The organism is Streptomyces durmitorensis (assembly GCF_023498005.1).
Lineage (GTDB): Bacteria > Actinomycetota > Actinomycetes > Streptomycetales > Streptomycetaceae > Streptomyces > Streptomyces durmitorensis.
The window spans coordinates 9326383-9349543 of the sequence record NZ_CP097289.1; the positions used below are offsets into that span (position 1 = coordinate 9326383).

At 71.2% G+C, this 23161-nt stretch carries 20 protein-coding genes and 1 pseudogene; 17 read left to right on the top strand and 4 right to left on the bottom strand.

Annotated features, from left to right (window positions below; translation table 11 throughout):
- Window positions 1-16 precede the first annotated feature (16 nt).
- The 10 genes from M4V62_RS41260 (at window position 17) to M4V62_RS41305 (ending at window position 8116) form a co-directional block, all read left to right on the top strand.
- Entirely contained in the window at window positions 17-442 is a 426-nt protein-coding gene (locus M4V62_RS41260) for a hypothetical protein (protein ID WP_249592322.1), read from the top strand.
- A 130-nt stretch (window positions 443-572) separates the two neighbouring features.
- Window positions 573-1238, top strand: a complete 666-nt coding sequence (locus M4V62_RS41265) for a thioredoxin-like domain-containing protein (RefSeq protein ID WP_249592323.1) — start codon at window positions 573-575, stop codon at window positions 1236-1238.
- A gap of 136 nt (window positions 1239-1374) precedes the next feature.
- Complete coding sequence (locus M4V62_RS41270; protein ID WP_249592324.1) at window positions 1375-2124, top strand: hypothetical protein; 750 nt, start codon at window positions 1375-1377, stop codon at window positions 2122-2124.
- Window positions 2124-2420 (top strand): ArsR/SmtB family transcription factor, encoded by a 297-nt coding sequence (locus tag M4V62_RS41275; RefSeq protein ID WP_249592325.1) that lies wholly within the window; start codon window positions 2124-2126, stop codon window positions 2418-2420. The genes M4V62_RS41270 and M4V62_RS41275 overlap by 1 nt, the downstream gene beginning before the upstream one ends.
- 254 nt (window positions 2421-2674) lie before the next feature.
- A complete protein-coding gene (locus M4V62_RS41280) occupies window positions 2675-3652 on the top strand; it encodes a PstS family phosphate ABC transporter substrate-binding protein (RefSeq protein WP_249592326.1) in 978 nt (325 codons plus the stop codon).
- A complete protein-coding gene (gene pstC / locus M4V62_RS41285; protein ID WP_249592327.1) occupies window positions 3649-4599 on the top strand; it encodes a phosphate ABC transporter permease subunit PstC in 951 nt (316 codons plus the stop codon). Before M4V62_RS41280 ends, pstC begins: the two co-directional genes overlap by 4 nt.
- The gene (gene pstA, locus M4V62_RS41290; protein ID WP_249592328.1) at window positions 4596-5501 is read left to right on the top strand and encodes a phosphate ABC transporter permease PstA; all 906 of its coding nucleotides are present in this window, start codon (window positions 4596-4598) and stop codon (window positions 5499-5501) included. Before pstC ends, pstA begins: the two co-directional genes overlap by 4 nt.
- Window positions 5502-5506: 5 nt before the next feature.
- Entirely contained in the window at window positions 5507-6436 is a 930-nt protein-coding gene (pstB, locus tag M4V62_RS41295; protein WP_249592329.1) for a phosphate ABC transporter ATP-binding protein PstB, read from the top strand.
- Window positions 6437-6448: 12 nt separating this feature from the next.
- Complete coding sequence (locus M4V62_RS41300) at window positions 6449-7165, top strand: response regulator transcription factor (protein ID WP_249592330.1); 717 nt, start codon at window positions 6449-6451, stop codon at window positions 7163-7165.
- 36 nt (window positions 7166-7201) lie between these two features.
- On the top strand, window positions 7202-8116 hold the full coding sequence (locus M4V62_RS41305; RefSeq protein ID WP_249592331.1) for an NsdA family TPR-like regulatory protein: 915 nt from the start codon (window positions 7202-7204) through the stop codon (window positions 8114-8116).
- Here the strand turns inward: M4V62_RS41305 and M4V62_RS41310 are convergent.
- Window positions 8085-9080: an NAD(P)-dependent alcohol dehydrogenase gene (locus M4V62_RS41310; protein ID WP_249592332.1), complete on the bottom strand. Its 996-nt coding sequence runs from the start codon at window positions 9078-9080 to the stop codon at window positions 8085-8087. The genes M4V62_RS41305 and M4V62_RS41310 overlap by 32 nt on opposite strands.
- Window positions 9081-9177: 97 nt before the next feature.
- On the opposite strand from M4V62_RS41310, the pseudogene M4V62_RS41315 reads away from it, so the two are divergent.
- Window positions 9178-9849, top strand: a pseudogene (locus M4V62_RS41315) (TetR/AcrR family transcriptional regulator); the annotation flags it as partial.
- A gap of 208 nt (window positions 9850-10057) precedes the next feature.
- Window positions 10058-10534, top strand: coding sequence for a hypothetical protein (locus M4V62_RS41320; RefSeq protein ID WP_249592333.1), 477 nt, complete (start codon window positions 10058-10060; stop codon window positions 10532-10534).
- On the opposite strand, the gene M4V62_RS41325 is transcribed toward M4V62_RS41320, so the two are convergent.
- On the bottom strand, window positions 10535-12814 hold the full coding sequence (locus M4V62_RS41325; RefSeq protein ID WP_425575135.1) for an FUSC family protein: 2280 nt from the start codon (window positions 12812-12814) through the stop codon (window positions 10535-10537).
- Window positions 12815-12956: 142 nt separating this feature from the next.
- Here M4V62_RS41325 and M4V62_RS41330 point away from each other — a divergent pair, with 142 nt between their 5' ends.
- On the top strand, window positions 12957-14468 hold the full coding sequence (locus M4V62_RS41330; RefSeq protein ID WP_249592334.1) for an MFS transporter: 1512 nt from the start codon (window positions 12957-12959) through the stop codon (window positions 14466-14468).
- Here the strand turns inward: M4V62_RS41330 and M4V62_RS41335 are convergent.
- Window positions 14434-15009, bottom strand: coding sequence for a TetR/AcrR family transcriptional regulator (locus tag M4V62_RS41335; RefSeq protein WP_249592335.1), 576 nt, complete (start codon window positions 15007-15009; stop codon window positions 14434-14436). The genes M4V62_RS41330 and M4V62_RS41335 overlap by 35 nt on opposite strands.
- Window positions 15010-15311: 302 nt before the next feature.
- Here M4V62_RS41335 and M4V62_RS41340 point away from each other — a divergent pair, with 302 nt between their 5' ends.
- The 4 genes from M4V62_RS41340 to M4V62_RS41355 are packed head-to-tail and all read left to right on the top strand — an operon-like array spanning window position 15312 to window position 20134.
- Window positions 15312-15869, top strand: coding sequence for a 2Fe-2S iron-sulfur cluster-binding protein (locus M4V62_RS41340; RefSeq protein ID WP_249592336.1), 558 nt, complete (start codon window positions 15312-15314; stop codon window positions 15867-15869).
- Window positions 15866-16858 (top strand): FAD binding domain-containing protein, encoded by a 993-nt coding sequence (locus M4V62_RS41345; RefSeq protein WP_249592337.1) that lies wholly within the window; start codon window positions 15866-15868, stop codon window positions 16856-16858. Before M4V62_RS41340 ends, M4V62_RS41345 begins: the two co-directional genes overlap by 4 nt.
- The gene (locus tag M4V62_RS41350) at window positions 16855-18990 is read left to right on the top strand and encodes a xanthine dehydrogenase family protein molybdopterin-binding subunit (RefSeq protein WP_249592338.1); all 2136 of its coding nucleotides are present in this window, start codon (window positions 16855-16857) and stop codon (window positions 18988-18990) included. Before M4V62_RS41345 ends, M4V62_RS41350 begins: the two co-directional genes overlap by 4 nt.
- Entirely contained in the window at window positions 18983-20134 is a 1152-nt protein-coding gene (locus M4V62_RS41355) for an XdhC family protein (RefSeq protein ID WP_249592339.1), read from the top strand. The genes M4V62_RS41350 and M4V62_RS41355 overlap by 8 nt, the downstream gene beginning before the upstream one ends.
- A gap of 54 nt (window positions 20135-20188) precedes the next feature.
- Here the strand turns inward: M4V62_RS41355 and M4V62_RS41360 are convergent, their stop codons facing one another.
- Window positions 20189-23149 carry an FAD-binding and (Fe-S)-binding domain-containing protein gene (locus M4V62_RS41360; protein ID WP_249592340.1) on the bottom strand — a complete coding sequence of 987 codons (2961 nt, stop codon included), beginning with the start codon at window positions 23147-23149 and terminating at the stop codon, window positions 20189-20191.
- Window positions 23150-23161 lie beyond the last annotated feature (12 nt).

Consider the following 23161-nt stretch of genomic DNA (forward strand, 5'->3'; position numbering starts at 1 on the left):
GCTACTATCTGCGGCCATGGCGTCAGGTCTGCGGGACACGGGGTGCGAGGAGCGGCGCACGGCCGCGCGCTGCGCCGCGTTCGGCATCAGCCTGGCCACCCTGCTGGCCGTCCTGTGCGTGTGCTTCGGCTCCGCTGCCCATCACGACGACACACGCGTCCGTGACGTGATGGCTTCCGTCTCCGCCCCGCCCACGGGCGGAGAGGGCGGCGCGTCACCCGCCGAGGAAGCCGCACTCGGCCACAGCTGTCCGCCCGGCGACCGGTGCGCCTCCGCCACGCACGCCGCGGCGACCGCGCTCCCTGCTCCCGAACCCTCGGTGCCGACGACGCTGGTGGAGGCGGGACTGCCCGCGGCCCCGGCCACCTCGCATCCCGTGCCGCGGGGGCCTGTTCACCGCCATGCCCCGGATCTCCACGTCCTTCAGGTGCAGAGGACCTAGGCCGGGCCTTCGCGCGACCGAACCCGTCCGTCCACGGACGTGGTCACGCTCGCGCGCTCGCGCCGCCCACCTCACGCATCATCACCACCGCCGCGCCCCGGGCACGGCGGGGACAAGGACATCCCCGGACATGGGTACCTCCAAGACAGGCAAGAAGGCCGCGACCACCGCCGCACGCAAGGCCCGCATCCAGGAGCTGCGCCGCGCCGAGCAGGCGCGGGACCGGCGCAACCGCGTCATCGCCATCACAGCGGGCGTGGCCGTGCTGGCCGGGCTCGCCGGATTCGGCTCGTACGTCCTGCTCGACGCGTCGGAGAAGAAGGACAAGGAAAAGGCCGTCGCGCAGGCCCCCGTCAAGGGCGAGAAGACGTGGGACGCGAAGAAGCTCGGGCGCAACCACGTCACGAAGGAGGTCGACTACCCGATGACCCCGGCAGCGGGCGGCGACCACAGCCAGGCGTGGGCCAACTGCCAAGGAGACGTGTATGACAAGCCGCTGGGCGAGGAGAACGCCGTCCACTCGCTGGAGCACGGCGCCGTCTGGATCACGTACAACGACAAGGCCTCGGACGGGGACATAAAGACGCTGGGCCAGAAGGTCAAGGCCACGCCCTACACGCTGATGAGCCCGGTCGAGGAGCAGAAGGGCGCGCTCACGCTCACCGCGTGGGGCCGCCAGCTCACCGTGGACAAGGCGTCCGACCCCCGGGTCGGACAGTTCCTGGGCAAGTACGTCCAGGGCGAGCAGACCCCGGAGCCCGGCGCGGCCTGCACGGGCGGGGTCGGACCGGCGTGAGCTGAGGGCGAGTACCTGAGCGAGCACGTGAGCGGGAGCGGGCGGCGGGCGGGGCGGGCACGGGGCTACGCCTCCATGCCCGCCGGCTTGCTCCCGCCGCGTGCCATAGAGGCGCGGTACGCCTAGTGTTCGTGGTGTGCTGAGCATCGTGGATGATCTGGCCGGGTTCGGACCGCTGCGGATGTGCGCCCACGCGCCGTCGGCCGACGACCCCGATGACCTGACCGGTCTGCGCGTGCTGCTGGTCACGGACGTCCTGGCCCGCGTCGCCGAGCTGCGCGGCCGGACCGTGCTCATCGGATGGACCTGCCCACCGGCGGCGTCGGCCGACGCCGCCGGAATCCGCCCGGCCGACGCCCACGGCACCCCCGACGAGATCACCGAAGCGCTCGGCGGCCCGCCGGCCGTGCACCTCACCAGCCGCACGTACGAAGGAGCGGGCGGTCTGTCCCTGCACATCGGTGAAGCCGCTGCTGGGGGAGGCGCGGGCCAGGACGCGGACCGGGACGCGGACCAAGACGCGGGCCGGGACGCGCTCGCCCTGCGGCTCTTTCTGCTCGGCCACCCGCACCACGAACCCGTCGACGTCACCGCGGAAGCCGTCGACGCCGCAGGCGTGCGGCTGGCCAACTGGCGCAAGGCCGTGGCAGCTTGGGCCGATGAACCGTCCAAGGCGATGCCCGCCGACTTCGTGGACAGGGCACGGGCCGCCCTGGAGAACGGCCTCGACACCCCGGCCGTGCTGCGGCTCCTGGGCGACCTGGAAGCGGCAGCCGATGTTCCGGGCGGCGCCAAGTTCGAGACGTTCGCCCACCTCGACCGCGTGCTCGGTCTGGAGGTGGTCCGCGATGTCGGCCGCTCGCATTCCGCCGAGGTGTACCGGTGATGGAGCGCGCCCGCGCGGAGCGCATCGCAGGCGTGCTCAAGGCGATCGCCGACCCCACCCGCCTGCAACTGCTCCACCTGATTCAGTCCGCCCCCGACGGTGAGGCGTGCGTGGGAGACCTGACCGAGCGGCTCGGGCTGCGGCAGCCGACGGTCAGCCATCACCTGAAGACGATGACCGCGGCGGGTCTGCTCGCGCGCGAGCGGCGCGGGACGTGGGTCTGGTACTCGGTGGATCCGGACGGCATGGAGGCGGTGCGGGAGATTCTGCGTGCGCCTGCTCGCACAGCATCCTGACGCCTCGTCAAATACCCCTCGACTCCCTCAACTGCCCCTGCTGTCGCGGGAGTTCGATGCGTGCGAGCGGCATTCATGTAGTGATGATCGTCTATATAGACGCTCAGCTATGCTTCGGCGCGGCGACACCTCCCGTACATCCTGAGTTCATGTGACCGCCGTTCGATCCAAGGTGTCTGAAGGGAGCTCCGCTCCACGCGGACCTCCTCGGCGGCCGGTTTGAGTCACCGGCCCGACACCAGGGATCGTGAGACATGAACGCGACCAGTGGTTCACGAAGGTTCGTCGGGGGAGCGGCGCTGACCTGCGCCGCGGCTCTCACGCTGAGCGCCTGCGGGGGCGGTGACGCTGGTGGCTCCGGGTCCGGTGACGGCAAGCAGCTCTCGGGCACGGTCAAGGTGGACGGCTCTAGCACCGTCGCCCCGCTGACCACGGCCGCGGCCGAGATCTTCGCCGAGGAGCAGCCCAAGGTCCGTGTCACCGTGGGCACTTCGGGCACCGGCGGCGGCTTCGAGAAGTTCTGCAACGGCGAGACCGACATCTCCGACGCCTCCCGTCCCATCAAGGACGAGGAGAAGGCGGCCTGCGAGAAGAAGAGCATCACGTACGAGGACTTCCAGGTGGCCAACGACGCGCTGACGGTGGTGGTGAACAAGGACGCCGACTGGGTGGACTGCCTGACCGTCGAGCAGTTGAAGAAGATCTGGGAACCCAAGTCCAAGGTGAACAACTGGAACCAGATCGACCCGGAATTCCCCGACCAGCCACTGAAGCTGTTCGGCGCGGGCACCGACTCCGGCACCTTCGACTACTTCACCGAGGCGGTCAACGGCGAGGAGGGCGCCTCGCGCACCGACTACTCGCCGACCGAGGACGACAACGTCACCGTGCAGGGCGTCGCGGGCTCCAAGGGCGGACTCGGCTACTTCGGTTACTCCTACTTCGAGGAGAACACCGACAAACTCAAGGCTCTGAAGGTCGACGGCGGCAAGGGCTGTGTGGCACCCGGCGTCGAGACCGCGCAGAACGGCGAGTACGCGCCGCTGTCCCGGCCGCTTTCCATCTATCCCAACGCCAAGTCCCTCAAGCGGGAAGAAGTGCTTGCCTTCGTCGAGTACTACGTCGAGAACAACGAATCCATTGCCGAGGACGCTATGTTCATCCCGCTCAACCAGAAGCAGGAGGAGCAGCTGAAGGGCGATCTCGACAAGCTGAAGGCGTCGGCGAAGTGAGTTCGCCGCCTCGTCCGCCCTCCGTGGGGCCCCCTGGGCGGCAGACCCTGCGCAGGACCCGCCCGCGCTACGGCGAACGGGTCATCCAGGCACTCCTGTTGCTCGCCGCCCTGGTGTCCGTCGCCACGACCGCCGGGATCGTGATCTCGCTGATCCCGCCCACCGCCGAGTTCTTCGGCCGGGTGGACGTCGGCGAGTTCCTGGCAGGAACCGAGTGGACGGCACTGTTCACCAAGCCTCGATACGGCGTGCTGCCGCTGCTCGGCGCCACCCTCCTGATCACGGTGATCGCGCTCCTGGTCGCGATTCCGGTCGGACTCGGCGCCGCCATCTACCTCAGCGAGTACGCGAGTCCACGCGTGCGCAAGGTACTCAAGCCCGCCCTCGAAGTGCTCGCCGGAGTGCCGACCGTCGTCTACGGCTTCTTCGCGCTCAGCTTCGTCACCCCGCTGCTTCAGGACCACTGGCCGTTCGGCGAAGGGCCTGACTTCAACAACGCCCTGTCCGCGGGACTCGTCATGGGCGTCATGATCATCCCGACCATCGCCTCGCTCTCGGAGGACGCCATGGCCGCCGTGCCGGACGCCCTGCGCGACGGCGCCTACGCGCTCGGCTCCGGCAAGCGCATCGTGTCCGTACGCGTCGTCGTGCCCGCGGCGCTGTCGGGCATCGTCGCCGCCTGCGTGCTCGGCATCTCCCGCGCGATCGGCGAGACGATGATCGTGGCGATCGCGTCCGGCAACAGGGCCACGCTCAGCTTCAACCCGCTGGACGCGATGCAGACCATGACCGGGTTCATCGCCCAGGCCGGCTCCGGGGACATCCCCGTCCAGTCCTTCGAGTACAAGACCATCTTCGCCGTCGGCGCCCTGCTGTTCGTCATCACCTTCGTGATGAACATGATCAGCATCCGCCTGGTGCGCAAGTACCGGGAGGTGTACGAATGACCGACATCCGCGTCACCGAACCACCCGCGCGGGCGGCACCCCGGAAACTCGCGGGACCACGCTTCCGGCCCGGCGAAAGCGTCTTCCGCGTCCTGCTTCTGTGCTGCCTGGGCGTGGGGATCATCTTCCTCGGCGTGCTGCTCACGTACGTCCTCGTCGAGGCCTGGCCGCGCCTGGACTCCCGGCTGTGGAACAACTTCCCCTCCATCCGCCGTCCCGAGGCCGCGGGCGCGCAGTCCGCGATCTTCGGCACCATCTGGGTGGTCTCCTTCACCGCGCTCTTCTGCCTGCCGACCGGCGTCATGGCCGCCATCTACCTGGAGGAGTACGCCGATCCCAACCGCTGGTACAACCGGCTCATCGAGCTGAACATCCAGAACCTGGCCGCCGTGCCCTCGATCATCTACGGCATCCTCGGCCTCGGCCTGCTGGCTCGCCAACTCTCCCTCGGCACCACGGTGTTGACGGCCGCACTCACGCTGTCCCTGCTCGTCCTGCCGGTCGTCATCATCGCGTCACGGGAGGCGATCCGGGCCGTGCCCCAGTCGATCCGGCAGGCGTCCCTGGCCCTGGGCGCGACCCAGTGGCAGACCATCCGCCGCCAGGTTCTCCCCGCGGCCGTGCCCGGCATCGCGACGGGGTCGATCCTCGCCCTGTCCCGGGCCATCGGAGAGGCCGCACCGCTGCTGCTGCTCGGCGCGGTGACGTACGTGGCCTTCAACCCGGAGGGCCTGGAGAGCGCGTACACCGTCCTGCCCATCCAGATCTTCGGCTGGATCAGCCAGTCCCGCGAGGAGTTCCACCACCTGGCAGCCGCCGCGATCGTCATCCTGCTCGCCATCCTCCTCCTCATGAACGCGGCCGCGATCTGGCTGCGCAACCGCTTCAGCAAGCGCTGGTGACCCTCATGAACCAAGACCCCGCCCCTGCCTCCACCCCTTCCACCGCCACGCACCGGCAAGAGCCGGTGCCCGAACTCGCCAAGCACGGTGCGCCCGAGGGCCGCTCCCTGGCACTCGCGATCGGCGACCGCCGCCGCGGCAGGCCGACGCCCTCCCTCGGCGACCCGGTCTTCCACATCTCCGACCTGGACATCTGGTACGCGGACCACCAGGCGGTCCGGGATGTGACGCTGACCATCGGCCGCCGTCAGATCACCGCGATGATCGGACCGTCCGGCTGCGGCAAGTCCACGGTCATCCGCTGCCTGAACCGGATGAACGACCTCATCCCCGGCGCCCGCGTGACCGGCAAGGTCGTCTACCAGGGGGAGAATCTGTACGACGCGGACGTCGACCCCATCGAGGTCCGCCGCCGCATCGGGATGGTCTTCCAGAAGCCCAACCCGTTCCCCAAGTCGATCTACGACAACATCGCGTACGGCCCGCGCGTGAACGGCATGCAGGGCAACCTCGACGACCTCGTGGAAGAGGCCCTGACCGGCGCCGCCCTCTGGGAGGAGGTCAAGGACAAGCTCAAGGCCAGCGCCCTGGCACTGTCCGGCGGGCAGCAGCAGCGGCTGTGCATCGCGCGGGCGATCGCCGTGCGGCCCGAGGTGATCCTGATGGACGAACCCTGCTCGGCACTCGACCCGATCGCCACGGCGCGCATCGAGGACCTGATGGCGGAGCTCGCGTCCGAGTTCACCATCGTCATCGTCACGCACAACATGCAGCAGGCGGGGCGGATCTCCGACTACACCGCCTTCTTCACCGCCGACGTCGACGACAAGGGCGTACGTCACGGGCGCCTCGTCGAGTACGACACCACCGAGAAGATCTTCGAGAACCCGGCCGACCCGCGCACCGAGGACTACATCACCGGCCGCTTCGGATAAGGGGGTGGCCCGATGCCGCAGCCCGGAGCGCGACGGCCGCCGAGCCGCCTGCCCACCGCACCCGCGCTGCTGCTCGCCGAGGCCGACGAGGCGGTCGCCGCGGAGGTGGCCGCCGGTCTCACCGCGGAAGGCATCAAGGTCACCGAATGCCGTGACGGCGCCGAAGTCCTGTTGCGCGCAGGCCTTGAGCGGCCGTCGATGGTGCTGCTCGGTGCCCCGCTGCCCGTCGTCGACGCGGCGGCGGTCACCGAACTCCTCGGCCGCCTCTGCCCGTTGACGGTCGTGGTGGGGGTCGGCCCGCAGGACGCCGAGGAAGCGGTGGCGGCGCTGAACGCCGGAGCGGTCGCGGTCGTCGCGCGCCCCTACCGCCTCGCCGAGATCCTTCCGCTGCTGTGGCGGGCACCCGCGTCGGGCGCGGGACCGGGGGAGCGGCTGACCGTGGGCGACATCGAACTCGACCCGGCCGGCATGCACGTCCGCATACGCGGCCGGCCGCTGCACCTGCCGCTGCGGGAGTTCCAGGTCCTCGGCTATCTCATGCAGCACGCGCATCAGGTCGTGGGCCGCCAGCAGATCCTGCGCGAACTGTGGGGCGACGAACTCACCGACACCAACACGCTCACCGTCCACATCAAGCGACTGCGCGAGAAGATCGGTTCGGAGCCCGGCAGTTGCTGCACCATCGACACGGTCCGGGGGCTCGGATACCGCCTGGAGTCGGCCCGCTGATCGACGGAACGCCGACGGGTGGCGGATCATGGCAACGTGATCCCCCTGGCCGTCCACACCATCGAGCGCCTCGTGGCCCTCGACGCCACGTCCGGCGCGACCTCCGCGATGCCCGTCGTGCGCGAGGCCATGAGACGCATCCCGGAACTGTCGGCTGATCCCCGGACCCTCGGTGCCCAGGGGAGCGACCGGCTCGCGGCGCTCGCCGAGCTGTGCGAGGTCATCGGGTGGATCCTCTTCGACGCGGGTTTCTACCGCGCGGCTCACCGGATGAACGCACGGGCGCTGACCCTTGCGGAGCTGTGCGGCGACCGCTGGACGGCCCGCTTCGTCCTGCTGAACGACAGCATGCTCAAGGCCCATACGGGGGCGCCGCGCGCCGCCCTGGAGACCGCGGCCCGCGTGAACGGGACGCGACCGCTCCCCGCCAGGGTCAGCAGTCTCGTCCTGATCCGCCGGGCGCACGCGATCGCCATGCTGGGCGGCGACCGGGAGCCCCGAGACCTGATGGCCCGTGCCCAGAGCCGGTTCCTGGACGGCATCTCGCGCCACGACCCGCCCTGGGCCTGGTGGATCGACCGCACCGAGCTGCTCGGCCACCAGGGCTGGGTCCTCGCCCGGCTGCGCCAATGGGACCGGGCCGTCCCGCTCCTGTACGAGGCGGCCACCGCGCCGGGCCCGTCCTACCGGAACCTGTTCACCGCACAGCTCCTCTCGGCCCTGGCCCGAGCCGGAGCCTGGAGGGAGGCGGAGGACCTCATCGCCGAGGTGGCCCCCCGCGCCGCCCGCATCGGATCCGTACGCACGACCCGGACACTCCGGCGGACGGCCACCGGTCTGCTCACGAGGCCCGGTGCCCCGGCACCGCTGCGGGAGGCGGCAGCGTTCCTGCTGGAGTCCCTGACCGCGACGGAAGCCGTCAGCTCAAGTCCGCGGCTTGTGACGCCCTGACGTCGACCACGAGCTTTCCACGGACTCCGCCCGCCTCGAGCGCGCGGTGCGCCCCGGCGATGTCGGCCAGCGGGTACACCGTGTCCACGACGGGTCGGACCGCCCCGCTCTCGGTCAACCGGGCCAGTTCCGCGAAGAGTTGATGGCCGGGATTGCCGCTGAAGAACCGCACGCGCCGCGGGCCGAACACCGCGGACCCGAGGATGTAGGAGATCGACGCGGCCATGCGCCGGGCGTCGAACGTGACGGACACCATCCGGCCTCCCGGTGCCAGCAGCCGGCGATACGCGCCCAACTCCGTGCCGACCGTGTCGAGTACGACGTCGAAGGGGCCGATGTCGGCCGCGCCGGTCGTCGCGTAGTCGAATGCCTCATCGGCTCCGAGGCCGCGCACGAAGTCGAGGTTCCTGGCCCCCGCGAGCGCCGTGACATGCGCGCCGTACGCACGGCCGAGCTGCACCGCCACGCTCCCGACGCCGCCGCTCGCACCGCGCACGAGCAGCCGCTCACCCGCCGCGAGCCCGGCCTTGTCCCGCAGCGCCGTGATCACCGTCGTGCCGACACCGGGCAGGGCCGCGGCCTCGACCAGATCAAGACCGGCCGGTGCCAGGGCCAGCTGCCGAGGGCGCACGACCACGAACTCCGCGGCGCTGCCGAATCCCTGGGAGCGCGCCATGGCGCCCCACACCCGGTCGCCCGTCGAGAGTCCGGGCATGGGCGAGCCAAGGGCCGCCACCTCACCGGCGAAGTCGACCCCCGTGCGCTTGGGCCAGCCCCGCCCGGCCAAGCCCGTCACCAGACGCACCTTCCCCGCCCGGCCCATCAGCTCGCCGCCGTTCACGCTGGCGGCGTGGACGCGCACCAGCACCTCGCCGGGGCCGGCGACCGGTCGCGGCAACGTGCCTTCGTACAGGACCTCCGGAGAGCCGTACCCGTCGTACAGAGCCGCGCGCATGTCACTCATCGTTTCCGTATCCCCATCTGTGGCCGTCAAATATCACTGTCAGCGACGCTAACGCGCTAAACGGAGAGGGGCGTCCACTTGAGCTAATGTGAGAAACATGCCTGCTGATTCCTCTCGGATGCGGCCGACGACAGCCCCTGCACCCGCCGCGCGCACGGCGCTGCGCGCGGACGCGCTCCACAATCGCCGGCGCGTCCTCGAAGCGGCCCGCGACCTGTTCGCCGCGCGTGGCCTCGACGTGCCGATGGCCGCCATCGCGCGCCGGGCCGGCGTCGGTATGGCCACGCTCTACCGCCGTTTCCCCACGCGGGACTCCCTGGTCACGGAAGTCTTCGAGGATCAGCTCGGGGAGTGTGTGGCGGTCGTCGACGACGCCCTCGCGGACCCCGATCCATGGCGCGGGTTCTGTACAGCCATCGAGAAGGTGTGCGCCATGCACGTGGTCGACCGCGGATTCACCGCGGCGTTCCTGACGGCCTTCCCGGACGCGATCGACTTCGAGCGCGAACGCATGCGCGCCGAGCGGGGTTTCGCGCAGTTGGTGCGCCGCGCGAAGGACGCAGGCCGGCTGCGTCCCGACTTCGACGTGTCGGACCTCCCGCTCCTCCTCATGGCCAACAGCGGCATCACCGCGTGTTCCACCGATGAGGCGCCGGCCGCTTCCCGCCGGTTCGTCGCCTACCTCCTCGACTCCTTCCGCGCCGATCGCGCCGCCCCCGCAGAGCCCTTGCCCGCGCCGGTTCCCCTGGGGTTCCACCACATGGGGCTCCAAGGGGCGACATTCAGCCCTCCGCCGGAGCCGCCCCCCGGCGTATTGCGTCCGCGCCCCGGCAGTACGACAGTCAAAGTGTCCTCCACGGAAGCGAGTCGAGGCCTCGCCCGGGGAGGCACCGCCGCCCAGGACCCCGGCGTTGGATCTCGCCCGTGATGTAACCCTGTCCGCCGAGCGGGCAGGCATCCCGCTGGGGAGCCGGGACATGGACCGAAGCGAACGAAGTGCGCTGACCGAGCAGGAGTGCCGCGAGTTGCTGGCCCGTACGCCGGCCGCCCGTCTGTCCTTCGTCCACCGCGGTTGTCCGCACATCGAACTGGTCGGCCTGATCGACCTCGACGGCGAGCCGGTGGCCCTGCTGCCCGACGACAGCGACATCGCCCGCGCCCTGACGGCCGTCATCTCCCCGCGCAGACTGGTCGCCGTGCAGACCGACGACCTGACCGAGGTCGACCGCTGGGTGCGCTCCGTCACCGTCGTGGCCCGGCCCCGCTGGATCGTCGGCGTCGACGGGCTGCGCGCGTGCCGTCACGCCGCCGCGGCCCGCGGCCTGCACGCGGCCCTGGACGCCTGGTTCCTGGCCCTGACCAACCCCGCGCTCTCCGGCCGGCGCACCGCACTGCGCGCGGCGCAGCCCCGGCTCGCGGCGGCACAGGCCCCCAAGAGGGCCGTCGCGAGGTGATCAGACCCGCGGAGCCCTGCTCGCCGCCCGGCCGCGGCCCGCGACCGGTACGTCGAGGGGCCGGGCGAGGCCCACCACGCCTTCGTCGAGGCGCTGCAGATGGCGCAGGACGCGGTAGGTCACCGTGCCCGAGCGCGGTGCGCCGGACCCCTCGGCCTCCAGCATCGAGGCGATGCTGGCCCCCGACTCGACCTCACCCGTGGCCTTGTCGTCGTCCACGTACGCGGCGATGACCTCGATGTTGTGGGCGATGCGCAGGCCGGCCCGCTCCAGGCGCGGATCGGCGGCGACGTTCTTGCTGTAGGGCACGAGCTCGGCCGTCGCCGCAAGGGAACGGGCGTGGTAGGCGCAGGTCTCCAGGAGCGCCACCAGATAGCGGGCGGTCCTGCGGCGGCCGCGCAGCGGGGTGATCGGGTGGGTCAACGGCTGGATGGAGGCGCGCAGATCGTCGAGCGCGGTGTCCAAGTCGCGCGCCTTGTCCAGGAGATCGGCCGCCGGACCGCCGCTGAGCTGCTCGACCGACGCGGAGATGACGTCGGCGAGGCGGGTCAGGACCGTGTTCAGGAGCTCGTCGGTGCGATGGTCGGTGCGCACCGGAAGGACGAGGACCGCCGCGATGATGCCGCAGGCGGCCCCGAGCGCCGTCTCCTCGATGCGCAGCCAGAGCACCGCGAGGCTGTAGGTGTTCAGAAGCGTGTAGAGCAGGCCCAGCATCGCCGTGACGAAGAAGGACATGAGCGCGTACGACAGGGGAGCGGTGAAGAACATCGCGAAGATGAAGACCAGGACGAGCGCGAACGCGACCCAGGTGTGGTTGCCGACCAGACCCGCGAGCGCCACACCCGCGACCACTCCGAGCACCGTGCCGAGCAGCCGCCGGTAGCCCTTGACCAGGATCTCGCCCGTGGACGCGGTGTTGAGGAACACCACCCAGCAGGTGAGCACCGCCCAGTACCAGCGCTGGGTGGAGAGGAACTCGCCGCCGATGATGGCCAGGGTCGAGCCCACGGAGACCTGGAAGGCGGCCCTCGTGGTGGGGCGCCGCAGCCCGGTGCGGTCGTCCTCGTCGGGTTCGGCGGCCTCCTCGGCACCGGCGATCGCGATGTCCTCGGCGTCGAACTCCTCGCGGGAACGGGTCGTCGCCGGTGAGTCGTCGGACTCGTCCTGGGGACCGTCGAGCGCGAGCCGCAGACCGAGGACGGCGCGAGCGGCCTCACCGATGCCGCGGAAGACGTCCTGGACGGCCATCGAGGCCCGCGGCAGGTTGTCCTCGTCGCGGTAGCCGAGCAGCCTGTTGCGCACGTGGGCCAGGCCCGTGCCCCGGTCGTCGGCGACGGGGCGGCCGACCAGCAGGTGCAGTGCCTTCAGATCGCGGCGCAGGGTGACGGTCGCGTCGTCCTCGGCGCGGATGCGTGTCCCCGTCGCCGGGACGGGCGCGTGCGGCAGGTGCAGGGTGAGGGTGTCCGCGCGTTCGGCGCTGCGCGCGTTCAGGAGGAGTACGCCCAGACGTTCGGCGGCGATCTCCGCGTCCGCCACGCGGCGTTGGACCAGGGTCGCCGTGGCCGCGTCGGGGGTGCCCTCCGCGAGGCGGCCCTGGATCATCAGGGCGGTCTCGTGCAGCCGCGCGGTGCCACGGCGCAGTTCGTCGAGGACCTTCTCCAACTGCTCGGGCGCGGCGTCGAGAAGCTCTATCTGCGTGGCCACCAGCTGCGCGAGCCGTGCCCTGAAGGCGACGCGCAGCCGCCCCAGATCACGGCCCGGCGTCTCCGGCACGACGGCGAACCGTACGACGGCACTGCACACGAAGGCGACGGCAAGCGCCAGATACAGGCTGGGCAGGGCGGACGTGGTGGCACCCACGAACAGCGAGACGAAGTAGACCTGAAAGCCGATCAGACCCAGCGCCGTGCCCCGGTCGCCGAACCGGCGGCTGTAGACGGCACCGAAGATCAGCGCCACGAAGAAGATGTCACCCGCGATGACCTGGTCGTGCAGCAGCGCCCCCAGGGAGATCGCCGTGACGGCGACCGGCAGGCCGAGCGCGAGCGTGAGGGCCTGGCCGCGCACCTCCTTCTCCTTGATGGCGAAGGTGGAGACCATCGCGGTCATCGCGCCCGCGACCATGTGCGTGACATCCGTGCCGATGAGCGCGAGGACGACGAGAGTGAGCGCGATCGCGCCGACCGTCCGCAGCCCCGCCATCAGCCGCAGGAGTCCGGGATCCGACGCCACAAAGCGGTCCCATGTGCCGGTCCTGGTCCGCCGTGTCACTGCGCTCACACCCTCATCGCCGCTGTTCAGGGCGGATTCTGTCACGGCTGGGTGCAACCGGGGCTTGAGGGTTCACAGCGTGATACGCCCGGGGCGCCGACCGGAAGTGAGCAGAAGTCTCCGGGGCCACTTCAACGAAACACTTGAAGTCATGAATCCAGCAGACGACGAACGGTTCGGGGCACAGCTGCGTGCCGAAGCCCCGGCACCCCACGACGCGACGCCGAGCGACGACACGGCGCCGAGCCCCGCCGCCGACTCCGCCCGGCGGCGCTGGTGGACGCTCCTCGCGGTGAGCGCCGCCCAGCTCCTCGTGGTCCTTGACGGGACCATCGTGAACATCGCGCTGCCCTCCGCGCAGAGCGCGCTCGGCATGTCCGACGCGAGCCGGCAGTGGGCCGTCACCGCGTACGCGCTCGCCTTCGGCGGGCTGCTGCTGATCGGCGGCCGGATCAGCGGCGCGCTCGGCCACCGGCGCACGTTCCTGATCGGCCTGATCGGCTTCGCCGCCGCGTCCGCGCTCGGCGGGGCCGCCGTGAACCCCGAGACGCTCTTCGGGGCGCGGGCGCTGCAGGGGGCGTTCGCCGCGGTCCTCGCACCCGCGGGTCTTTCGCTGCTGACGATCACCTTCACGGAACCGGGCGAACGCGGCCGGGCCTTCGGCGTGTTCGCCGCGGTCGGCGCCGCGGGATCGGCGGTCGGCCTGGTCGCAGGGGGGCTGCTGACCGAGTACGCGAGCTGGCGCTGGTGCCTCTACGTCAACGTCCCCGTGGCCCTGCTCGCCGTGCTCGGCGCGACGTTCGTGCCCCGGGACCGGCCGGTGCGGGGCGAGGGGAGGCTCGATGTCGCGGGCGCCCTGCTCAGCGCCACGGGCTTCGCCGCGATCGTGTACGCCTTCAACGAGGCCGAACCGCTCGGGTGGGGCTCACCGAAGGTCATCGCCCTGCTCGCGGGCGGTGTCCTGCTGCTCGCCGTGTTCGCCGCCGTCGAGGTCCGGGCACCGAGGCCGCTGCTTCCGCTGCGGGTGCTCACGCATCGCGCCCGTGCCGGTGCGTTCGCCTCGATCACCCTGCTGTTCGTCGCGATGTTCGGCTTCTACCTGTTCATGAGCTACTACACGCAGACGGTCCTCGGCTACTCGCCAGTCGAGGCGGGCCTGACGCTGATCATCAACGCCGTGGCCGCCCTGGCCGGCGCGACACTGATCGCTGGGAAGCTCCACGGGCGTGTCGCCCCCGCCGCGCTGATCGTGCCGGGGCTGCTCGCCGCGGCCGCGGGGATGTTCCTGCTGACCCGCCTGACGGCGCAGAGCACGGACGTCTTCCCGCTGTACCTCGTGCCGGCGCTGATCCTGACCGGCCTCGGCCTCGGCTGCGTCCTGCCGCCCACCGCGAGCCTGGCCACCGCGGACGTGCCGCCGCACGACATCGGAGCCGCGGCGGCGGCGTACAACGCGTCCCAGCAGCTGGGAGCGGCGCTCGGCACGGCCCTGCTCAACACGGTCGCGGCCAGCGCCACCGCGTCGTACCTGGCGTCCACCGCGCAGGCCACCCCCACGGCGGCATCCGTGCACGGCTACACCACGGCTCTGACGGTCGCCTTCGTCATCCTGCTGGCCGCGGCCTGCGTCACCGCGGCGCTCCTGCGCGCAGACCGTCCATGACCAGGTCAAGGAGCCGTCCGGCGCGCGACTGCCAGTCGCCGTGCGGATCGAGCTGCCAGAGGCCCGCGATGGCGAGCAGGAAGTCGTCGGGGGTGACGCCGGGACGGATGGTGCCTGCCTCCTCGTTCGCCTTCAGGAGGAGCGTGACGGCCGAACTCACCGGCCCGTGACCCACTCCGGCCAGCGTCCCCTGCTTACTGGTGGCCTTGCGCATCGCGTCGGCCAGGCCCGCCTTGGCCATGGCGTACTGCGCGAGGCGGTCCATCCACTCCCGCAGGGCCTGGTCGGGCGGGCGGGTCTGCAGGAGCTGGCAGGCGGTGTCGGCGACCTGCTGGACTTCGTAGCGGTAGACCTCGAGGACGAGAGCCTCGCGGTTGGGGAAGTTGCGGTAGAACGTCCCTTGCCCGACGCACGCCTTCTTCGCGATCGCGCTGAGCGGGGCGTCCGCCGAGTGCGTCAGCTCGTCCAGGGCGACTTCCAGGATGCGCTCGCGATTCCGTTGCGCGTCCGAGCGCAGCTGCGGGTCCTTCTTCTGGTGCACTCGTCCTCCTCCCGAGAATCGCGGCCGGGACCACTCTTGCTAAGCGGACAACTGTCCGTTAAGTTTTGAAGCTAACGGACAGCTGTCCGCTTAGGGTCACCATACCGGCAGAGCCAGCCGGTGGGGATGATCGGTCGCGATCGCCGTGGACCGCCCGCCCCGCCTCATGGGCCATGGATGCCCCGAGTCGACCTCCCTCACGCACAGTGCCATCCCCCTACCGGGGCCTCCGGCGGGACCGTCCCGCACGACACTCCCGCTCCTACGTGAAAAAAGCTGACAGAAGCGAAAGAAGGCTGATCGTGGCCCTATCGACGTCCAGCGCCATCACGCTGAACATCAACGGCGAAAAGCACTCGCTGCCCGTCGACCACCGCACCACCCTGCTCGACGCCCTGCGCGAGCGCCTCGATCTGACCGGCACCAAGAAGGGCTGCGACCAAGGACAGTGCGGCGCCTGCACGGTGCTGATCGACGGACGCCGTGCGGTCTCCTGCCTGCAACTCGCCGTCGCCTCCGAGGGGCGTGAGATCACCACCATCGAAGGCGTGGCGGCGGAGGGAGAGGGGCTGCACCCGGTGCAGCAGGCATTCCTCGACCTCGACGGCTACCAGTGCGGCTACTGCACGCCCGGACAGATCTGTTCGGCCATCGCTGTCATCGAGGAGCACGCGGCGGGCTGGCCCAGCGCCGCGACCACCGACGTACGGCCCGAGGCGGGTGTTCCCGAGCTGAGCGCCGACGAGATCCGGGAGCGCATGAGCGGCAACCTGTGCCGCTGCGGCGCGTATGTGTCGATCGTCCAGGCGGTCGCGCAGGCGGCAGCAGCCGAGACCGAGGGTACGGAGGCCGTGGCATGAGGGAATTCGGATATCAGCGGGCGCTCGACGTCCCCGGCGCGGTCGCACTGCTCGGCAGCGACCCCGACGCGCGCGTCCTGGGCGGCGGCACGAACCTCGTCGACCTGATGAAGACCGGTGTGGAGCGGCCCGGACTGCTCATCGACGTACGCGAGTTGCCCCTCGACCGGATCGAGGTCACGGACGACGGCGGGCTGCGGATCGGCGCCACCGTCACCAACAGCGACCTCGCGGCCGACCCCGAAGTGCGCCGCCGCTACCCCGCGTTGGCGGAGGCCGTCCTGGCCGGCGCCTCGGGCCAGCTGCGCAACATGGCCACCGTCGGCGGCAACCTGCTCCAGCGCACCCGCTGCGGCTACTTCGCCGACCTGTCCAAACCGTGCAACAAACGCGACCCCGGCAGCGGCTGCCCCGCTGTCGGGGGTGAACACCACAACCACGCCATCCTCGGCGCCACCGAGCACTGCGTGGCCGTCCACCCCTCCGACATGGGGGTGGCGCTCGCCGCCTTCGATGCCGTGATCTCGTACGAAACAGCCGCGGGCACCGGTGAGTTGCCGCTCGCGGACTTCTATCTGTCCGTGGGCAGCACCCCGCACCTGGAGACCGCGCTGCCGTCCGGCGCGCTCATCACCGGCATCACTCTGCCGCCCGCCCCGGTCGCCGCCCACTCCCGCTACCGCAAGGTGCGCGAGCGCGCGTCGTACGCCTTCGCGATCGGCTCGATCGCCGCCGCGCTCGACGTCCAGGACGGCGTCGTACGCGAAGTGCGCCTGGCCTTCGGCGCGGTGGCGTCCCGGCCGTGGCGCGCACGGGAGGCCGAGCGGGCCCTGACCTCGGGCCCGGCGACCGCCGAAGCCTTCGCGGCCGCCGCGGACGCCGAACTGGCCGCCGCGCAGACGCTGCCCGACAACGGCTACAAGGTGACGCTGATGCGCAACCTCGTGGTCGCCCTGCTGACCGAGCTCACCGAGGAGGCGACCCGATGACGGCGCGGACCACGACGACCACGTCCACCGGTTCTGCGAGCGCCGCCGGCGCTTCGTTCACCCGCGTGGAGGGCCGGGAGAAGGTCACCGGCGCGGCGCGGTACGCGGGGGAGATCCCCTTCGCCGAACTCGCCCACGGCTGGCTGGTGCTCTCCACGATCGCCCGCGGCCGGATCCTGTCGGTCGAGTCGGACGCCGTCCGCACGATGCCCGGTGTCCTGGCCGTCCTGCACCACGGGAACGCGCCGCGCGTCGACAGCGACTACATCAGCATGCTCGGCCCGCCCGACCCGATCGTCGAGGTCTTCCAGCACGACCGGGTGCCGTTCGTCGGCTGGCCGGTGGCGCTCGTCGTCGCCGAGACCTCCGAGCAGGCGAGAGAGGCCGCCGAGGCGCTGGTGGTGCGGTACGAGGAGAAGTCGCACGACGTCGCCTTCTCCGCTGGCCACCCCGGCACGTACACGCCGGACGGCGACGGCATGCTGGTGGAGAAGGGCGACCTGGAGGCCGAACTCGCCGCGTCCGCTCATGTCGTGGACGCGGAGTACACCACCCCCGAAGAGCACCACAGCTCCATGGAACCGCACGCGGCGATGGCGCGCTGGGACAGCGGACGCCTCGAAGTCGTCGACTCCAACCAGGGCAGCACCTGGGTCGCCGACGAGCTGGCGAAGCTGTTCTCGCTCGACCCTGCCTCGGTACGGGTGCGGTCCGAGCACGTCGGCGGAGCCTTCGGATCCAAGGGCGTACGCGTGCACCAGATCCTCGCCGTGATGGCGGCGACGCTCCTCGACCGCCCGGTCCGGGTCGTCCTCAGCCGTCGCCAGCTGTTCTCGCTCACCGGCTACCGCAGCCCCACCGCCCAGCGCGTGCGGCTCGGCGCCGACGCCGACGGACGGCTGCGCGCCGTCGACCACCAGTCGCACAGCCTCACCTCGACGGTGCACGAGTTCGTCGAGTCGAGCGCCGGGTTCGGACGTCCCATGTACGCCTCCGACGCCCATCGCAGCGTCAACCGCGTGGTGCGCCTCGACGTGCCGACGCCGACCTACATGCGTGCGCCCGGCGAGGCCCCCGGTTCGTTCGCCCTGGAATCCGCGCTCGACGAACTCGCCGAGCGGTGCGGCGTCGACCCGATCGCGCTGCGCGCCCGCAACGAACCGGACGTGGGCCCCGTCTCCGGGCTTCCCTTCGCCAGCCGCAATCTCCTGTCCGCCTTCCAGGAGGGTGCCCGCAGGTTCGGCTGGGCCGACCGGGACCCGCGTCCCGGGCTGCGCCGCGAGGGGCGCTGGCTGCTCGGCACCGGCACGGCGGCGGCCACCTTCCCGGTGATCGTCGCGCCGTCGACGGCGGCCGTGACGGCGGAGGCCGACGGCACCTTCACGGTGCGGATCACCGCTGCGGACGTGGGGACCGGCGCGCGGACCGCGCTGACCCTGATCGCCGCGGAGGCCCTGGAGGTGCCCCAGGAGCGCGTCCATGTGCGCATCGGGGACAGCGACTTCGGCCAGGCGGCGATCTCCGGCGGCTCGATGGGCACTCGCTCCTGGGGCTGGGCGGTCACGGCGGCGGTGGCCGAGCTGCGGGAGCAACTGGCTCTGGGTGGCGACATTCCGCCGCAGGGAATCACCGTGCGCTCCGACACCGCTGCGGCCGTCGGAGGCCTCTCGAAGAAGGAACGGCACTCCTACGGCGCGCAGTTCGCCGAGGTCGCCGTCGACGTCACCACCGGTGAGGTGCGCGTGCGGCGCATGCTCGGCATGTTCGCCGCGGGCCGGATCATCAACCCGCTGACCGCACGCAGCCAGTTCGTCGGCGGGATGACCTGGGGCCTTTCCATGGCCCTGCACGAAGAGGCCCATCGGGACCAGGCGACGGGCGGCCACGTGGGCGCCGACTTCGCGGGCTACCACTTCGCCGCCAACGCCGATGTGCCGCTCATCGAGGCGGACTGGGTTCAGGACACGGACGCGGACGACCCGATCGACATCAAGGGCATCGGCGAGATCGGCATCGTGGGGGCCGCCGCCGCGATCGCCAACGCGGTCTGGCACGCCACCGGCGTACGCCACCGGAACCTGCCGATCCGGCCCGACCGCATCCTGAACGGAGGAGGAGCCCCGGGTGCTTGACATCGCCGAAGAGCTGAACCGCTGGGCCGAGGAGGGCCGGGACTTCGCCGTCGCCACCGTCGTGACGGTGGGCGGCAGCGCGCCGCGCGACCCCGGCGCGGCCCTCGCCGTCGACAGCGAGGGCACGGCCATCGGTTCGGTCTCCGGCGGCTGCGTGGAAGGAGCGGTGTACGACCTGTGCGTCCAGGCGCTCCAGGACGGCACGGCCGTGCGCGAGCGGTTCGGCTACAGCGACGAGGACGCCTTCGCGGTCGGTCTGACCTGCGGCGGCGTCATCGAGGTCCTTGTCACGCCGCTCGGCGCGGACGCACCCGCCCGGCAGGTGTTCGCGGCGGCGCTCTCGGCCGCCGCCCGGGGCGATGCGGCGGCCATCGCCCGGGTGGCCGAGGGCCCGGCCGAACTCCTCGGCAGGGTCGTGCTCGTCCACCCCGACGGCTCGTACGAAGGAGGTCTGGGCGGTCATCCGGACCTCGACCGGACGGTGGTGGGGGAGACCCGCGCGATGCTGGACGCGGGCCGCACCGGCGAGTTCGTCGTGTCGGAGAGCGGATCGCGCTGCGGGGTGCCCCTGACCCTGTTCGTCGAGTCGAGCGTGCCGCCGCCCCGCATGATCGTGTTCGGTGCGATCGACTTCGCCGCGGCCCTGGTGCGTACGGGCAAGTTCCTCGGCTATCACGTGACCGTGTGCGACGCCCGCCCGGTCTTCGCCACGCGGACCCGCTTCCCCGAGGCGGACGACATCGTGGTCGACTGGCCGCACCGCTACCTCCGGGACACCGCGACCGACGGCCGCACGGTTTTGTGCGTCCTCACGCATGACGCCAAGTTCGACATCCCGTTGCTGGAGGTGGCCCTGCGGCTTCCCGTCGCGTTCGTCGGTGCGATGGGCTCGCGCCGCACCCACGTGGACCGCAACGCACGTCTGCGTGAAGTCGGGGTCACCGATGAGGAGTTGACCCGTCTGCACTCCCCGATAGGGCTCGATCTCGGGGCCCGTACGCCGGAGGAGACCGCCCTGTCCATCGCGGCCGAGATCGTCGCGGCGCGACGGGGTGGGTCGGGCGTTCCGCTGACCGGTGCCGGGATTCCGATCCACCACGAGGCGGGCACCGCGGGGGTGAGCGGCTCCCACGCGGCCGCGTGACATGGCCGGGCGCGGGGCGGTCGCGGTGCTCGGTCACCGCGGCCGCCTCCGCGCTCACGCCTGCTCCACCGCCTCCCACAGCAACTGCACCGGATGCCAGGCGTCGCGCTCGGTCCCGTGGAAGATCTGCTGACGGCAGGACACACCCGTGGCGACCACGACCGTGTCGGCGTCCTCGGCCTCGATCGCGGGGAAAAGCCGGTCCTCGCCGACCGTCATCGACACCTCGTAGTGCTCGGACTCGAAGCCGAAGGAACCCGCCATACCGCAGCAGCCGGCGTCCAGTTCGTTCACCGTCGCTCCAGGGATCCGCTTCAGGAGCGCGACGGTCGCCGCCGTGCCGACCTCCGCCTTCTGGTGGCAGTGACCGTGGTACAGCAGCTTGCGTCCGGCGAGCCAGGAGTCCTCGCGCAGCCGAAGGCGTCCGTCGTCGATGGCCTCCACAAGGAGTTCCTCGACCTGGCGCACCCTCCCCGCGATGTCCTTGACGGCGGCGTCGTCCGGCAGCAGGGCCCGGTGTTCGTCGCGCAGCGTCATCAGACACGAGGGCTCGCACCCCACGATCGGCGAGCCGGGCTCGCTTGACTCCCGCAAAGTGTGGGCGAGTTGGCGAGCCTTGTTCTTGGCGTCGTCGACCAAGCCCTTGGAGAGGCTCGACCTGCCGCAGCAGCCCCCGCTCTCCAACCGCACCTGCCACCCCGCCCGTTCGAGGAGCTCGATGGCCGCGCGGCCGATGCCCGGCTCGGTGAACGTGGTGAAGGAGTCGGCGAGATAGGTGACGGTGCCCTGGGTGACCGGATGCGCGGCGGGCGTACGGCGCCGGAACCAGCGCAGCAGATTGCGGCGCGCGAACACCGGCAGCGGCCGCTGCGGGGCGATGCCGACCAGGCGGTCCATGAGCCGGCGCACCGGTGTGATGCGGCCCGGCAGATTGGACAGCGGGGCGGTCGCGGACCCCAGGCGGTTCAGGACCCGGATCGCACCGAACAGGCGGGAGCGCAGCGGCACTCCGTGGGTGTCGTGGTAGTGCGAGAGGGTCTCGCTCTTGAGGGTCGCCATGTCGACGCCGAGGGGGCATTCGCTCTTGCACGCCTTGCACATCAGGCACAGGTCGAGGATCTCGTGCAGCCGCTCGTCCCCGAGCGCGGCCTTCGGGTCGGGCTCGGAAAGGGCCTTGACCAGGGCTCCCGCCCGGCCGCGGGTGGAGTCCTCCTCCTTGCGGGTTGCCATGTACGAGGGGCACATGGCGCCGGTGCCGGACTTGCGGCACAGGCCGATGTTCATGCACCGGTCCGCCGCCGCCCGCATGCCGCCACCGCCCACGACCTCGAAGGACAGCCGGGTGCGCAAGGGCTCGGCGGGCGTCAGCGCCGCGTCGCGCAGGTTCTCCGTCATCGGCGCCGCGTCCACGATCTTGCCGGGGTTGAGCACTCCGTCGGGGTCGAAGAGCCGCTTGACCTGGCGCATCGCCTCGTACAGCTTCTCGCCGAAGATCTCCCGGTTGAACTCGCTGCGCGCGAGACCGTCGCCGTGCTCGCTGGAGTTCACGCCGCCGTACTCGGCGACCAGATCCTTCACCTCCTCCGCGACGGCACGCATCCGGCTCACGTCCGCCGGGTCGGCGAGGTCGAGGTAGGGCCGGATGTGCAGACAGCCGACCGAGCAGTGGCCGTAGAACCCGGCCGTCATGCCGTGCCGGTCGAGGACGTCCTTGAACCTGCGGGTGTAGTCCGCGAGATGCACGGGGTCGACCGCGGTGTCCTCGACGAAGGCGAGCGGGCGCCGGGTGCCCTCGCTGGCGGCCATCAGCAGGCCGAGCCCCGCCTTGCGGACCTTCAGGAGGGACGACTGCTGGGCCGGGGTGACGGCCTGGAGGGTGTGGTAGCTGTGCCCGTGCCGGGACCACAGCTTCGTGAGCTGCCGCATCCGGTCGAGGAGTTCGGCCTCGTCGTCGCCCGTGAAGGAGACGAAGAGCAGGGCTTCGGGTTCGCCTTCGAGGAGGTCGCCGAGCGCCGCGTACTCGATCTTGCGCCGGGACAGATCCAGGATCGTACGGTCCATCAGCTCCACGGCGGCCGGGTCGCAGGCCAGCGCGTCCTGAGTGCCCGCGATGGCTCCGGCCACGGAGGTGAAGTGGCCGACGGCGATCACCGTGCGGCGCGGCTTGGGCACGAGATCGACGAGGGCGCTCGTCGCGACGGCGAGGGTCCCCTCCGAGCCGACGACGAACTTGGCGAGGTCGAAGGCCGCGTCCTCGCGGGCGAGCCGGTCCAGGCGGTAGCCGCAGGCGCGGCGCCAGTGCTCGGGGAACCCCTCGGCGATGGCTGCCGCATTGGCCCGGACGATCTCGGGCAGCTCCCGGTACAGGGAGCCCTCGAGCGTCGACTGCCCGGCGCGGTGCGCGCGTTCGGCCTCGTCGACCCGGCCCAGGGGCACCCGGCTCCCGTCCGAGAGCACCACGTCGAGTTCGCGAACGTGGTCGATGGTCATGCCGTAGCGCACCGAGCCGCTGCCGGCCGAGTTGTTGCCGATCATCCCGCCGATGGTGGCGCGGTTGCTGGTCGAGGTGTCCGGGCCGAACATCAGCCCCCACGGGCTCGCTGCGCGATTGAGCTGGTCCTGTACGACACCGGCCTCGACCAGAGCCGTGCCACTGCTCGGGTCGAGCTCCACGATGCGGTTCATGTGCCGGGACAGGTCCAGGACGAGGCCGGGCCCGACGGTCTGGCCCGCCAGGCTCGTCCCGGCCCCGCGGGGCACGACCGGCACCCGGTGGGCCGCGGCGGCCGCGACCGCCGCGGCCACGTCGTCGGCGTGCCGGGGGAAGACCACGCCCAGCGGTGTGATGGCGTACATGCTCGCGTCCCTGGCGAACAAGTGCCGTGTGTAGTCGTCGAATTGGACCTCTCCGTCGAGATCCCTGACCAGGTCCTCGTGGAGCCCACGGGCCTGTTCCTGGCTCTCGGCGCCTTCGGCGCTGTCGTGCGTGGGGCTCTCGCCCTCGGTGACGGTCATGCTCGGCAACCT